This window comes from Asticcacaulis aquaticus, from assembly GCF_028550415.1.
GTDB lineage: Bacteria > Pseudomonadota > Alphaproteobacteria > Caulobacterales > Caulobacteraceae > Asticcacaulis > Asticcacaulis aquaticus.
Map to the genome: position 1 here is coordinate 64,616 of NZ_JAQQKX010000001.1, position 13,187 is coordinate 77,802.

A 13,187-nucleotide genomic window follows, 5' to 3' on the forward strand; every position below is an offset into this window, starting at 1 on the left:
GGACATGATTATGCGACTGGATGTTGAGGCTTCGGCCCGAGACATCGAGCAATCCATCGGATTGCTCAGGAGGCGTCTTTGACTGGGATGTCGCGCTTAGACGTCTCGACGAACTGAACGCGCGGGTCGAGGACCCGACGCTGTGGGACAAGCCCGAAGAAGCGCAGGCCGTGATGCGCGAACGCACCAAGCTGGCCAATGGCGTCGAGGCTGTCAATTCCCTGACTCGGGAACTGAAAGACGCGCTCGACTACGCCGAACTGGCCGACATGGAAGGCGACGAAGACCTGCTCGAAGAGGCGAGGGCCCTGCTGAAAGGCCTCAAGGAGCGCGGGGCGCGCGCCGAGCTTGAAGCCCTGTTGTCCGGCGAAGCCGACGGCAACGACGCCTATCTGGAAATCAATTCCGGCGCGGGCGGTACCGAGTCGTGCGACTGGGCCGGTATCCTGCTGCGCATGTATACGCGCTGGGCGACCCAGCACGGCATGACGGTGTCGCTTGAGGAAGAAACGCCGGGCGAACAGGCGGGCATCAAGTCGGCGACCCTGACCATCAAGGGCCCGAACGCCTATGGCTGGCTGAAGACCGAGGCCGGGGTTCACCGTCTGGTGCGCATCTCGCCGTTCGATTCCAGCGCTCGCCGCCATACCTCGTTCGCCTCGGTGTGGGTCTATCCGGTCGTCGACGACACCATTGTCATCGAAATCAACCCCGCCGACGTGCGCACCGACACCTATCGTGCGTCGGGCGCGGGCGGTCAACACATCAACAAGACTGACTCGGCGGTGCGCCTGACGCACATCCCGACCGGTATTGCCGTGGCCTGTCAGGCCGGGCGGTCTCAGCACGCCAACCGCGACGAAGCCTGGAAGATGCTGCGCGCGCGTCTGTATGAGGTCGAACTGCAAAAACGCGAAGCCGCGCAACAGGCGCTCGAAGACCAAAAGACCGATATCGGCTGGGGGCATCAGATCCGCTCCTACGTCCTGCAACCCTATCAGATGGTCAAGGACCTGCGCACGGACGTGGAAACCTCGGACAGTCAGGGGGTTCTGGACGGCGATCTCGACCCGTTCATGGCGGCGTCCCTGGCCCAGCGGGTCGGCGCGACGCGCGACGCGGTGGAAGGTTAAAAGAAAAACCGGAGGTCATTAGCCTCCGGTTTTTCATAAGGCACTGCCCGTTCGGGCGGTGTCGGATTGACAATCCGGCGTTACCGGCGCATAGGCCGTTCGTCAAAGGCGTGAACGCTTACCGCCCGCCTTCGGCCCCCGAATATTGCCATTTGACCGTCAATCTGTGGCGGTTTGAATAGAGGGGCCTGACCATGAGTCTGTTTATAATCGATGTCGAAGCGGACGGACCTTGTCCGGGTCTGTTTTCGATGATTTCGCTCGGCTGCGTCCGCTTGGACCGGGAATTGAAAACGGTGTTCAAGGCGCAATTTGCGCCCATATCCGAAAAATGGGTGCCGGGCGCTCTGGCGGTATCCCATATCTCACGCGAACAGCATCTCGCTTATCCCGCCCCCGAAAAGGGAATGCGGGTTTTCGGTCAGTTCCTCGAAACGACATCGGTGGGGCGTCCGATCTTCGTATCCGATAATCCGGCTTTCGACTGGCAGTGGGTAAATTACTATTTCCACGCCTTCTGCGGCGAAAACCCGTTCGGTCATTCGGCGCGACGGATCGGCGATCTTTATGCCGGACTGGAAAAGGATTTTTCGGCGGCCTCACGCTGGAAAGCGTTGCGTAAGACGAAGCACACGCATGATCCGCTCGATGACGCCATGGGCAATGCCGAAGCCTTGATCGCCATATCCGACAGATTTGGATTGAAGCTGCCGGGTCTTGCCCGTACCGGCTGAGGGCTACATCTCCGGCTTTGCTTTGCGTTTGCGGCGCGGCATGATCTGCTTGCCGAAGTGGCGGCTATAGACCTGGGTGAACTCCGCGCCGAAGAAGAAAATCTGCGTCGAATAATAGATCCACACCAGAACGACGATCAGTGAGCCCGCCGCGCCATAGGCCGAGGACAGGGCGCTTTGTCCCAGATAGAGCCCGATCAGCTGCTTGCCGATGGAAAACAGGACGGCGGTGATCGCCGCGCCGACCCAGACATCGCGCCACGCAATATGCACGTCGGGCAGGATCTTGAACGTCATGGCGAACAGGAAGGTGACCACGCCGAACGAAATGACGAAGTTGACGGCCCCCATGAAGAAGCCGGGCAGAAGGCTGGACATAAATGCGCTGAGCGCCGCCAGCGCCGCCGATATGACCAGCGAGACGAGCAGCAGGAAGCCAATGCCGACAACGAGCGCGAAGGACAGCAGGCGTTTCTTGACGAACCATTTCCAGTCGGCATTGACGTCGCTTTCGACATTCCATACCGCGTTCATGGCGTCCTGAAGCTGGGCGAAGAAGCCGGTGGCCGACACGACTAGCGTGATAATCCCGATAAGGGTGGCAATGATGCCCTGCTGCGGATTGGCGGCCCCGGCGAGGATTGCCTGAATGCCCGCCGCGCCGACATCGCCGACCAGATTGCGCAGTTCGGCGAACAGATAGCCGTTGACGGCATCGCGCCCGAAGGCCAGTCCTGCGACCCCCGTCACGATCAGCAGCAGAGGCCCGATGGACAGGATGCTGTAGAAGGCGAGCGCCGCCCCCAGTCGCGGAGCCTTGTCGTCGTTCCACTCCTGAAACGCTTCCATCAGCATTTGCAGCAGCAGTTTTCCCGTCAAGGGCGGGCGAGGGCGCGTATCTGAGTCGGTGGTGGCTGTCGTCATAATCGTAATGACCCAACAAAAAGCCGGAAAAGGTCAATACCTTTCCCGGCTTTTTTCTTTGTCGCGATATTATAGCCAAAAACCGCTTACACTTTTTGGCATATCGCTCGCCTCAATCCGGCATCGCCCGTTTATTACTTCAGATCAGAGAGGGCGTTCAGATCGTAGCTGTTCATGCCGGTGTCGCTGCTGCTGAAGCTGTGCGACGTATTGGCGACCGGCGCGACGACGGGGGCGATGACCGGCGCTTCGACGCGACGGGTTTGCAGGCAACGGCCCTGGAAATAGGCGCCGACATCGATCGACAGCGCTTCGTGGCTGATATCGCCTTCGACATAGGCCGAGGACAAAAGCTTCACCGACTTGCCGCTGATGGCGCCCAGAACGCGGCCGCGAACCTCGACGGTTTCGGCCTCGACATCGCCTTCGATATTGCCGGCTTCACCGACGATCAGGTGGGCGACCTTGACATTGCCACGGACATTGCCGTCGATCTGCAAATCGGCGGTGCCGGTGATGTTGCCATCGATATTGAGATGTGCGGCCAGCAGCGACGGTGCGCCACGCGCCGCCACCGGAACAGGCGCGACCGGAGCCACCGGCGCGCCAGGCTTTTTCATATTGACCGTCGACATGTCGAGCGGCGGCGGCACATTGGCCTTCGGCGGCTCAGGCGTATGACGAACGGGTTTGCTAGTTTTGTTGAACATAGTCTCCAGCCTTTACGAAGCGCGCGGGATTTTGAGGACGACCGTTGATCCACACCTCGTAATGAAGGTGAACCCCCGTAGAGCGACCCGTAGAGCCCATGGCACCGACCCGCTGACCGACACCGACGCGCTGGCCGGGCTTCACCGAGAAGGACTGCATATGGGCGTAACGGGTCTTGAAACCGTTACCGTGATCTATTTCGACACAGTTCCCGTACCCATTTCGAACACCGGCGAACGCAACAATGCCGGGGGCCGTGGCATGGATAGGGGTCAGGAACGGACCTGCAAAATCAAGGCCAAAGTGGTTCTTGGGGCGGCGGGTAAACGGATCGAAGCGCACGCCGAAGCCGGACGTCATGCGCGTGTCGTAGGTGGGGCGGGCGAAGGGCATCCCCTTGACCGAGCGTTCCAGGCCGCGCATGTCCGACAGGTTCAGCGCCGCATTGCGGATGCGTTCGGCAAAGCCCTGATCGACATTGAGAAACGCCGCCAGTTCCTTGGAATCCTTGGACTCCAGCAGCGGACCGCCGGTGCCGCCGCCCGCATAGGCGCCGGGGTTGAGCCCGGCCAGACGGAAGGCCAGACGCAGACGCTCGGCGCGCGACTTGGCGAAGGTTTCGGCCTTGGAGACCATGCGCTCCTGCTCGGCGCGCACGGCATAGACGCGTTCGACCGGCGGCAGGGTTTCGTCGATGCGGCCCGGTGCCAGCGCCGTAGCTGCGCCCGGAACGCCTTTGAAATCTTTCAGAATTTGCACCAGGGCGCCGTGGCGTTTCTCCACCGTTTGCGCCAGTTGTTCCAGCGAGCCGGACGAAGCCTCGTTCTGCTGCATCAGGACGTCGAGACGCGCCTGACGGTCGGCGACCCAGCGCTCGGACTGGGCCTTCATCATCATGATCTGCTTGTCGGGGCCGTTGCCGCTGGAAATGGCCATGAAGATGACCGCGCCGGTGCTCATGGCCAGCCAGGTCAGGCCGACGGTGGCCAGTACGGCCAGACCGAACTGCTTGCCCGTGCTGAGAATATAGCCTTGTGTTTCGCCGCCGGAACGAATGAACAGGTGGCGCTCCGGAAACGTTTGTTCCAGTGCATCCCGAACGCGTTGAAAGCTTTTCTTACGCATCACACACCCTACCCCAAGGAGTTTCTTAATTATGACTTAACCAAAACGGATTTGGCAAGCGCTAATCGATTCGCCGGTGCGTGCAGCGCAGCGAAAATAAGGGCGGTCATAAAAAACAACAGGTTGAGCATCATTTCCATCGTCCGACCGTCCCATTTTGAGTGATATGGGCGCTGCATTTCAAGAACGATGCCGCGTAACGCGGTTATGGTTATATTGGCTAAGTCAAGTATTTTGTATCAGGCGTAGAGTATCGAGCACCGCCTGCACGTGGCCCTTGAGGCGCACCTTGCGCCATTCGGCCCGCACCTGTCCCTGCGGATCGATGAGGAAGGTCGAACGATCGGTGCCCATATAGGCCCGCCCGTACAGGCTTTTTTCGCCCCACGACCCAAAGGCGGCGATAGTGGTGGTGCTTTCATCCGACAGCAGCGGCATGGTCAGGCTGTGCTTGGCGCGGAACCGGGCATGGCTTTTCAGATCGTCCTTGGACAGGCCGATGACGGTGGCCCCAAGCGCCGCGAAATCGGGTGCGGCGGCGGTAAAGTCGAGCGCTTCCTGCGTGCAGGTCGGCGTATTGTCGGTGGGGTAGAGGAACAGCACGACCCATTTGCCGGCTAAGTCCTTGAGGCTCAACGACTTGCCTTCATCCGACGGCAGGGCGAAGTCCGGTGCCGGATAGGGCTTGAATTCGGTCGCCGGGGTCGTTTTTTTTGCCATGACAATGCCTTCGGTTAAGCTTATGGGAAGAGAAGATACCAAAATATCGTCCGACAGTATGGCCGTCTCATTCCGGGTTTCGTGAATAGGTTAATTGATAAGATAAGACAACACTGGCGGCTCAGTCTGACGGGACTGATCCTGTTGATGGTTGCCTGCTTTTTTATCAATCTGGCACAGGCCCCGATCCGCATAGACGGGTTGAAATTCCTCATTCTTCAGCGCCTGGAGCGCACGGTGCCGGGCGCGAAGGCCAGTCTGGGACATCTCGACCTCGTCTGGTTTCACGATACCAACGCCCTGGGCCTGCGTTTCGAGGAGATGCGGCTGCAGGACGGGCAGGGGCGGGTCATCGCCTCGGCGGGCGAAATGGAGGCGGCGCTGGCCATCGACAGTCTGCTGGGGCTGCATCTGGCGCCGGCGCGTCTGACGGCGGCGGATTTCTTCGTCGCTTTGTCGGTATCGGCCAACGGGCGGTATGAGCTGGGCTACGACGCCAAGGGCGATCCGACGGCCTTTGCCATCGACAAGGCGTTCCGCGACCTGACCGGACCGGAAAAGCTGGGCCGTCCGATCAGCTTCACCCGGCAGTTTTCGCTGAAAGACGGCACGATTGCCTTTCGTCAGGTCGGCACCGATCTGAAATGGCGCGCGCAGGTGGCCCATATCGATTTTTCCAAGCGTAAGACCCGGATCAAGACCGATATCGGCGTGGCCATCGTCAGTGAGGGGCAGACTTCTTACCTGACCGCGCATGCCGACGCCGAAACCGATCTCAAGACCGCGTCGCTCAACGCCCAGATCCGCGACCTGATTCCATCGAAAGTGTTCCCGTCGGTCGGGGCGACGCGCGCTCTGTCGCATTTTCGCGCTGCCGTGAACGGTCGCGGCAGCCTGAGCTATTCGGCTAAGAACGGCCTTGAAAACGCCTTTGCCGATATTGCCGCCGGTCAGGGCAGCTACGCCTTCGGCAAGGCCGAGCAGGGCTTCGATGCCCTGAGCCTCAAGGCCGACTATGCGCCGAAGATCAAGACGATGCAGTTCAAGAGCTTCCGTCTCAAGTCGCGGTTCCTCGATACCGATCTTTTCGGCAAGGTCCGCATTACGCCCGAAGACGAGGCAACCGGGCAAAAAATGGCGGTGGAATTCGATTTCACCGGGCCGCGCGTGACCGGGCAACTGGCGGACGACTTCCCGGCGCAGACCCTGACCGATGTGCATTTCATCGGTGCCTATACACCGGACGATCGCCGGCTGGACATTAAATCCGGCAAGGGCTTGCTGGGCGGATCGTCGCCCCTGACGACGAAGGGCAAGGTCTATACCGACGAAAAGGGTCAATTGGGCGCCGACCTGACGGCGCAGGTCAAGGGCGTCTTCACCAAGGAACAGGTCTTTGCCTTCTGGCCGGAAAAGATGACGCCGGTGACGCGGAGCGACCTCATCCGGCGCATCAAGGGCGGCGTCTATTCCAACGCCGATTTCGTGCTCAAGGCCCCACCGGGCCACCTCAAATCCGACGCGCTGGAAAACGAAGATTTACGCCTGACCTTCGATTTCCGCGATATGGCGCTGAATTTCCACGACAAGCTTCAGGATGCGACGGGTCTGCACGGCAACGGTTTGCTGCTCGGCAGCCGTTTCGACCTGTTCCTCAAGGGCGGTCAACTGGTCGAGGTGCCGATCACCGGTGGCGGCGTCTCGGTACCGAGTTTCAAGAAGGCCGACAAGACCGACACCCATATCTGGCTGACGGCCTTGTCCGGTGCGGCGCAACTGATCGAAGCCATCGACCCGCTCACGGGGGGCAATCTCGGTAAGGAGGGCCTGACGCGCGAACGGTTGTCGGGGGAGGCCGAAACGCGGCTCGATATCAAATTTGCGACCTTTGCCCCCCTGACGCTGAAAAATCTCGACCTGCGCTTTACCGGCAGGATACGCAATGCCGGGCTGAAACAGGCGGCGCTGGGCTGGAATATTACCGAGGGCGACCTGACCGTGACCGGCGACTATCTGGCCGACCATCTGGAGGTGCGCGGCCCGGCAAAGCTTGGGCCCTATGCCGGGGAGATCGGCTATACGACCCAATTCGAGCCGAAAATGCAGTATGTCGATTTTACCGGCAGCTTCAATGCGCGGCAGTTCGGCGGTTCGCCGACGAAACGCGTGGCGCTCAAAGGCAAGATGGAAATTTTCAACAATGTCGGCAAGGGCGAGATCGAGTCGGATATCTTCAACGGCACAGTTAACTGGGACGGCACCGAGGAGCGACCGACCCATGTGACCCTCACCGGCAATACCCTGAGTGCGGGGATGAAGGGGCAGGGCCTGCCGATCTTTGCGCGCTTCAAGCCGGAAATCCCGACTGTGATCCGGCTGATCCGGGCAGGGGATATCTGGACCGGCGATCTGGAGGCCGAGGGATTTTCCGGCGATCTCGGCTATATCGACAGCGATCACCCGCGCCTGGTCTATAAGGCGACGATCACGCCCGAACGGGCGCAGTTGCTGGGTATGGGGGCCTTGCCCTATTTCAATCAGGCTAGAAAACTGAGCGTCGATATCGGGCTGGATGCACAGTCGCGTGAGGCCCGTATCCGGCTGGATGACATCGATTCCGTACTCGACTGGACCGACGAGGGCGACAAGCCGCCGCTGCGGACCCTGACGACCAGCCTGACGCCGGAGCAGATGTACGCCATGGGCCTGCCGCGCGGCTGGTTCACACCGACTCAGACCATTCCCGTATCGGCCAAGTGGGAGCAGGATGCGCAGGGCATCAAGGGCGAGGTCTTGCTGGGAACGCAGCCGGTGGCGTTCGACCTGCCCGATACCGAAGGCGTCGATTTTACCTCAGGATCGCCGTGGATGAAGATCTATGGCGACCTCGATGAGCCGTTTCTGAAGCGGTTAGGCTATCTCAACCACAGTCTGGACCTGAAAGGGCAGATCGGCTTCACCCTAAGCCTGTTCCAGACCGAAAACCGCGCCCCCGATGCCATCGCGCCGGGCGAGATTTCAGCCGCCGTGCTGAACCTCGATGCGACGCAGACCCAGCTTCAACTGGCGCGCAGCGAGTGGGTCAAGCCGGTGGGCGAAGCGGCCACGCTGGCGCTCAGTTTCGATGACCGCGGCGAGGCCGGCGGGATGAATATATCCCGTATCCATGGCGAAGGTGCCCGGATCGCCGTCGAAGGCCGCGCTTCGATGCTGAAAGACGGGACGTTCGACTATGCGGATTTCTCACGCATCTATCTTAAGGACTTCGCCAACCTGTCGCTGAAATTCTACGAACTGGATCATCCGTCGACGCGGATCGTCTCGGTCAAGGGCAAGCAACTGGATATCCGTCCGTGGTTCAATCCGCCAAAGCCGAAGACCGTGACCGTCAATCGCGGTGTCGTGCCGGTCGACGGGCCGGAACCCCCTGTGGCCTATCGCGAACCGCAAGGCCTGCCGCAGCGGCCTCTGCGCGTCCTGATCGATGTCGCGGCGTTGCGGGCCTCGGACACCGGCGTATTTAGCGATGTCGAACTGAACGTCGAATGGGACGGCCGCAATCGCATCAAGGGCGAGGGCTCGGCCCTGACCGGCGAAGGCTCGCTGGTGACGCTCGATTTCGACCCCGAAGACGACCATACGGAGTTCACCTTCGAGGCCGACAATATGGGCGATCTGGTCCGCACGGCCATCGGCGACAAGCGCCTGACGGGTGGGACAGCGGTCGTCGAAGGCAAATACCGCGACGGTCAGGTCGATGCGACGCTCAAGGGCGAAAACATCCGCGTCAGCCAGATTCCGGCCCTCGGTCAGGTTCTGACTCTGGCGTCGCTGCAAGGTCTTTCCGACACCCTGTCGGGGGCCGGGATCACCTTCAAGGACTATGAGTTCCCCATTCGTTACCGCAATAAATATCTCTTCGTCCGCAACGGCTGGGCCAAGGGCGAGGCCCTGCGGATCAATGTCTGGGGTTCGTCGGATTTCGAACGACAATCGCTCGATTATCAGGGCACGATCATCCCCGCCTACGGCGTCAATGCGGCCTTTGCCGGGGTGCCGCTGGTTGGTGATGTGATCACGTCGAAATCGGGCGAAGGCGTGCTGGGGCTGAAATACAAGCTGAAGGGCCGCTTTGAGACGCCACAGGCTCAGATCGACCCGCTGTCTCTGGTCCTGCCGGGCTTCCTGCGGCGGCTGCTGGACGAGGATCGTGTCGATCCGCTGCCAGCGATTGAGTTGAGCGAAAAGAAGAAGAAAGATTAGAAGGGGGCAAGCCCCCTTCACCCATCACTTGGAGCAGAGAAAAAGGCCAGTGCTTTATGCACCGGCCTTTAATTTTGCTCCCAGCTATGGGGTTTGGGGCCTGCGGCCCCATGACCTTAAACCGGCTTCACCAGAACGATCTTCTTCTTGCCTTGCGACAGCTTGATCACGCCATCCGCATTCAGATCGCCCAGCGTCACGTTTTGATTACCGTCGGTGATCGCCGCGTCGTTGACCCGCAGACCCCCGCCTTGCGCCAGACGACGGGCTTCGCCGTTTGAACTGGTCAGGCCGATCTTCGTCGCCAGAGCCGCCAGCATGATCCCGGCCTCAAGCTCAGCGCGCGCCAACTCGACGGTCGGCAGGTCGGCGGATAGAACGCCTTGTTCGAAGGCCTTCTGCGCCGTGTCGCGGGCGGTTGCAGCGGCGGCTTCGCCGTGGACCATGCGCGTGGCGGCATCGGCGAGGATCTTCTTGGCCTCGTTGATCTCGGCCCCTTGCAGGGCTTCGAGACGCGCGATCTCGTCGAGCGGCAGATCGGTGAACAGGCGCATGAACTTGCCGACATCGGCGTCTTCGGCGTTGCGCCAGTATTGCCAGTAGTCGTAGGGGCTGAGGGCGTCGGCATTGAGCCACACCGCGCCGCCAACCGTCTTGCCCATCTTGGCGCCCGAAGCCGTCGTCAAAAGCGGCGTCGTCAGGCCGAACGCCGCCTTCTGGTTCAGGCGGCGGGTCAGTTCGACGCCGTTGACGATATTGCCCCACTGATCCGAACCACCCATTTGCAGGACGCAGTTATAGGTATTGTTCAGTTCGCGGAAATCGACGGCCTGCATGAGCATGTAGTTGAACTCAAGGAAGGTCATCGGCTGCTCACGCTCAAGGCGCAGCTTCACCGAATCGAAGGTCAGCATGCGGTTGATGGTGAAATGCGTGCCGAAGGTGCGCAGGAATTCGATATAGCCAAAGCTCGACAGCCAGTCGTCATTATTGACCATGATAGCATCGGTCGCGCCATCCCCAAAGGTCAGGAAGTTGGTGAAGACCGACTTGATGCCGTCCATGTTCGACTGAATCTGGGCGTCGGTGAGCAGCGGGCGCTGGGTGTCCTTGAAGGTCGGGTCGCCGACCTTGGTCGTGCCGCCGCCCATCAGGACGATCGGCTTGTTGCCCGTTTTTTGCAGCCAATAGAGCATCATGATCTGCACCAGGTGGCCGGCGTGCAGCGACGACGCCGTAGCGTCATAGCCGATATAGCCCGTGATCGGTCCGGCAGAAGCCAGCGTATCGAGGGCTTCCGCGTCCGTGCACTGGTGGATGAACCCGCGCTGTCGAAGGACGTTGAGGAAATCGGATTTGAAGGTGGTCATGATCTCTAACAATCTGTTGGTTTTACGCACCGTTTGGTGCGACAGTGCCTTTACCACGCACCACTTGCTTTGCCATAGGTATATTGCATGAAAATCATCGGCTTCATGACCGGAACGTCTCTGGACGGCATCGATATGGCGGTGCTGGACACGGACGGCGAGGCGCAACTGAGCTTCGGTGCCTATGCCGAAAAGCCGATGCGGGTCGAGGTGCGTGCCGTGCTGGAAGCCGCAACCAAAGCGGCCTTGCAATGGCCGCGCGGCGAGACCGAGCCTGAGATTTTTACCGAGGCGCGCCGGGTGATTGCCGATTTCCATCTTTCGGCGCTGGATGAATTCGTGCGCGAAAACGATCTGAATCTACAGGATTTCGATGCGTTGGGCGTGCATGGGCAAACCGTCCTGCACGAACGCCCCAAGGCGGGCATCAAGGGCCGCACGGTGCAACTGTTCGACGGGCAATATTTCGCCGACCGGACCGGCATGCCGGTCGTCTGCGACTTCCGTCAGGCCGATATCGAGGCGGGCGGTGAGGCGGCGCCGCTGGCCCCGGTCTATCATCGCGCGCTGGCGCTGGCATCAGGGATGGATCTGCCGGTCGTGGTCGTCAATCTGGGCGGCGTGGCCAATATCACCGTCGTGCGTGAGGACGGCCTGACGGCACTTGATACCGGCCCGGCCAGCGGTCTGATGGATCAGTGGATACGCCAGCATACCGGGGCCTTGTTCGACGAAAACGGCGCGGTGGCGGCGAAGGGGGGGCCGGATATGGACGTGGTGACGCAGTACCTGTCGCATCCCTATTTTCAGGCCAACGCACCGAAGTCGCTCGATCGTTACGACTTCACGCTGGAGCCGGTTGCCTCTCTCGGTCTTGAGGACGGCATGGCGACTCTGATGGCGTTCACGGTCGAGAGCCTGCGCCATGAGATCGAGCGCGCCGGGATCAAACCGAACGCCATCGTGCTGTGTGGGGGCGGGCGCAATAATCTGCATATGGTCAGTCGCTTACGGGCACGACTTGCCGATCTGGCCGAAGTGAAAATCGCCGAGGACATGGGCTGGCGCGGTGGCGCGATCGAAGCCGAGGCCTTTGCCTACATGGCGGCGCGGTCGCTGCGCGGCTTGCCGATTTCATTCCCCGGCACGACGGGCGTCAAAGCGCCGCTGACCGGGGGTGTCGTTCATCAGCCACGCAGGGCATCGCAAGAGTCAGCGGCATGAAACCGGTAGTGCTGACTCTTATGCTGGTGGGGCTGGGTGCCTGTTCGGCATCCGAACAGGCTACGGATGCACAGAATTCGGCTTCATCCTTCGTTTCTGAAACGGCGACCTCATCTACGGATGAAGTGGTGCATGTTTCGATACCTGAGGCGTTTCAAGGTCGGTGGGACGCCAAGGCGGCAAAATGCCGCTCCGGCGACAGCGACATGGCGCTATCCATATTGGCCACGCAGATGGATTTTTGGGAAAGCCGCGCAACGGTCAGCCATGTTAAAATAGTCGGCCCTTCTGAGGTGTCTGTGGACGCCGATTTCCAGGGCGAAGGCGAGGCATGGAGGCGTAGTTTGCGCCTTAAATTGAGCGCGGATGGCCAATATCTTACTATAGACGGTGACGAAGGCGGTGCGCGGAAACGCTGCCTGTGACTTAAGTCCTCTGGCTCAGTCCTCCGGCGTCGCGCCTGACGGTTTGCTCGCCACATCGCCGCGTTCGATGCGGATTAGTTCCAGCACGCTGACGATCTGCCTGGACCGCCAATGACTGAGGAAGTAACCCGCCGGGGCCGCCGTCAGGATGCAGACCCACTGGATAATGGTTGTGGTGTGTTCGCGGAAGTAGGATGACAGGGTATCCCCGGCGATTTCTGCCAGCACCGCGATAATCGATAGAGGGATGGTCAGATAGCCGATGATCACGGCCTTCAGGATCTGCTCCTGACGCTTTTCATTGAGCGCGGCCATGTCGGCGACCGCGGCAAAGGTCGCGCTATCGACACCCGAAAGCAATTCGAACGCCTTGCGCGTCGAGCCATTGCGCCGAAGACCGCTCAGGAAATCGACACCCATCATGGTCCACGCCCCCGGCGTCACGAACGCCGAGGGGATAAGGCTCCAGCCGGGAAACAGCGGCGTCAGCCGCTGCCACAAGGCCCAGACGGGCGTTTCGAAAACAGGGTCCTTGGGTTTGGCGGGCATGGAAAGCGC

At 60.7% G+C, this 13,187-nt stretch carries 11 protein-coding genes; 5 read left to right on the top strand and 6 right to left on the bottom strand.

The window, feature by feature from the left end; all coding sequences use genetic code 11:
• Positions 1–10 precede the first annotated feature (10 nt).
• Positions 11–1,133 (top strand): peptide chain release factor 2 gene (gene prfB, locus PQU92_RS00280; RefSeq protein WP_272746214.1). Its coding sequence is split into 2 segments (ribosomal slippage): positions 11–79 and positions 81–1,133, totalling 1,122 coding nucleotides; the frame shifts between segments, so codons are not numbered across the junction.
• Between the two features lie 194 nt (positions 1,134–1,327).
• On the top strand, positions 1,328–1,867 hold the full coding sequence (locus PQU92_RS00285) for an exonuclease domain-containing protein (RefSeq protein WP_272746216.1): 540 nt from the start codon (positions 1,328–1,330) through the stop codon (positions 1,865–1,867).
• 3 nt (positions 1,868–1,870) lie between these two features.
• Here PQU92_RS00285 and PQU92_RS00290 read toward each other — a convergent pair whose 3' ends face one another.
• The 4 genes from PQU92_RS00290 to PQU92_RS00305 form a co-directional block, all read right to left on the bottom strand.
• Positions 1,871–2,791, bottom strand: a complete 921-nt coding sequence (locus PQU92_RS00290) for a YihY/virulence factor BrkB family protein (RefSeq protein WP_272746218.1) — start codon at positions 2,789–2,791, stop codon at positions 1,871–1,873.
• A gap of 134 nt (positions 2,792–2,925) precedes the next feature.
• Positions 2,926–3,501 (bottom strand): bactofilin family protein, encoded by a 576-nt coding sequence (locus PQU92_RS00295; RefSeq protein WP_272746220.1) that lies wholly within the window; start codon positions 3,499–3,501, stop codon positions 2,926–2,928.
• The gene (locus PQU92_RS00300; protein ID WP_272746221.1) at positions 3,485–4,627 is read right to left on the bottom strand and encodes a peptidoglycan DD-metalloendopeptidase family protein; all 1,143 of its coding nucleotides are present in this window, start codon (positions 4,625–4,627) and stop codon (positions 3,485–3,487) included. The genes PQU92_RS00295 and PQU92_RS00300 overlap by 17 nt, the downstream gene beginning before the upstream one ends.
• Positions 4,628–4,852: 225 nt before the next feature.
• A complete protein-coding gene (locus tag PQU92_RS00305) occupies positions 4,853–5,347 on the bottom strand; it encodes a peroxiredoxin (RefSeq protein ID WP_272746222.1) in 495 nt (164 codons plus the stop codon).
• A 147-nt stretch (positions 5,348–5,494) separates the two neighbouring features.
• On the opposite strand from PQU92_RS00305, the gene PQU92_RS00310 reads away from it, so the two are divergent.
• Complete coding sequence (locus PQU92_RS00310; protein ID WP_272746223.1) at positions 5,495–9,610, top strand: DUF3971 domain-containing protein; 4,116 nt, start codon at positions 5,495–5,497, stop codon at positions 9,608–9,610.
• 116 nt (positions 9,611–9,726) lie between these two features.
• Here PQU92_RS00310 and tyrS read toward each other — a convergent pair whose 3' ends face one another.
• A complete protein-coding gene (gene tyrS, locus PQU92_RS00315; protein WP_272746224.1) occupies positions 9,727–10,980 on the bottom strand; it encodes a tyrosine--tRNA ligase in 1,254 nt (417 codons plus the stop codon).
• A gap of 87 nt (positions 10,981–11,067) precedes the next feature.
• Here tyrS and PQU92_RS00320 point away from each other — a divergent pair, with 87 nt between their 5' ends.
• Complete coding sequence (locus tag PQU92_RS00320; RefSeq protein ID WP_272746225.1) at positions 11,068–12,204, top strand: anhydro-N-acetylmuramic acid kinase; 1,137 nt, start codon at positions 11,068–11,070, stop codon at positions 12,202–12,204.
• Positions 12,201–12,629 carry a hypothetical protein gene (locus PQU92_RS00325; RefSeq protein WP_272746226.1) on the top strand — a complete coding sequence of 143 codons (429 nt, stop codon included), beginning with the start codon at positions 12,201–12,203 and terminating at the stop codon, positions 12,627–12,629. The genes PQU92_RS00320 and PQU92_RS00325 overlap by 4 nt, the downstream gene beginning before the upstream one ends.
• A 15-nt stretch (positions 12,630–12,644) precedes the next feature.
• On the opposite strand, the gene PQU92_RS00330 is transcribed toward PQU92_RS00325, so the two are convergent.
• A complete protein-coding gene (locus PQU92_RS00330; RefSeq protein WP_272746228.1) occupies positions 12,645–13,178 on the bottom strand; it encodes a hypothetical protein in 534 nt (177 codons plus the stop codon).
• Between the last annotated feature and the right edge of the window lie 9 nt (positions 13,179–13,187).

Coding starts and splice junctions, on each gene's coding strand:
- PQU92_RS00290 (WP_272746218.1), bottom strand. CDS start 2,791: ATGACGACAGCCACCACCGACTCAGATACGCGCCCTCGCCCGCCCTTG.
- tyrS (WP_272746224.1), bottom strand. CDS start 10,980: ATGACCACCTTCAAATCCGATTTCCTCAACGTCCTTCGACAGCGCGGG.
- PQU92_RS00295 (WP_272746220.1), bottom strand. CDS start 3,501: ATGTTCAACAAAACTAGCAAACCCGTTCGTCATACGCCTGAGCCGCCG.
- PQU92_RS00300 (WP_272746221.1), bottom strand. CDS start 4,627: ATGCGTAAGAAAAGCTTTCAACGCGTTCGGGATGCACTGGAACAAACG.
- PQU92_RS00285 (WP_272746216.1), top strand. CDS start 1,328: ATGAGTCTGTTTATAATCGATGTCGAAGCGGACGGACCTTGTCCGGGT.
- PQU92_RS00310 (WP_272746223.1), top strand. CDS start 5,495: ATGGTTGCCTGCTTTTTTATCAATCTGGCACAGGCCCCGATCCGCATA.
- PQU92_RS00305 (WP_272746222.1), bottom strand. CDS start 5,347: ATGGCAAAAAAAACGACCCCGGCGACCGAATTCAAGCCCTATCCGGCA.
- PQU92_RS00325 (WP_272746226.1), top strand. CDS start 12,201: ATGAAACCGGTAGTGCTGACTCTTATGCTGGTGGGGCTGGGTGCCTGT.
- PQU92_RS00320 (WP_272746225.1), top strand. CDS start 11,068: ATGAAAATCATCGGCTTCATGACCGGAACGTCTCTGGACGGCATCGAT.
- PQU92_RS00330 (WP_272746228.1), bottom strand. CDS start 13,178: ATGCCCGCCAAACCCAAGGACCCTGTTTTCGAAACGCCCGTCTGGGCC.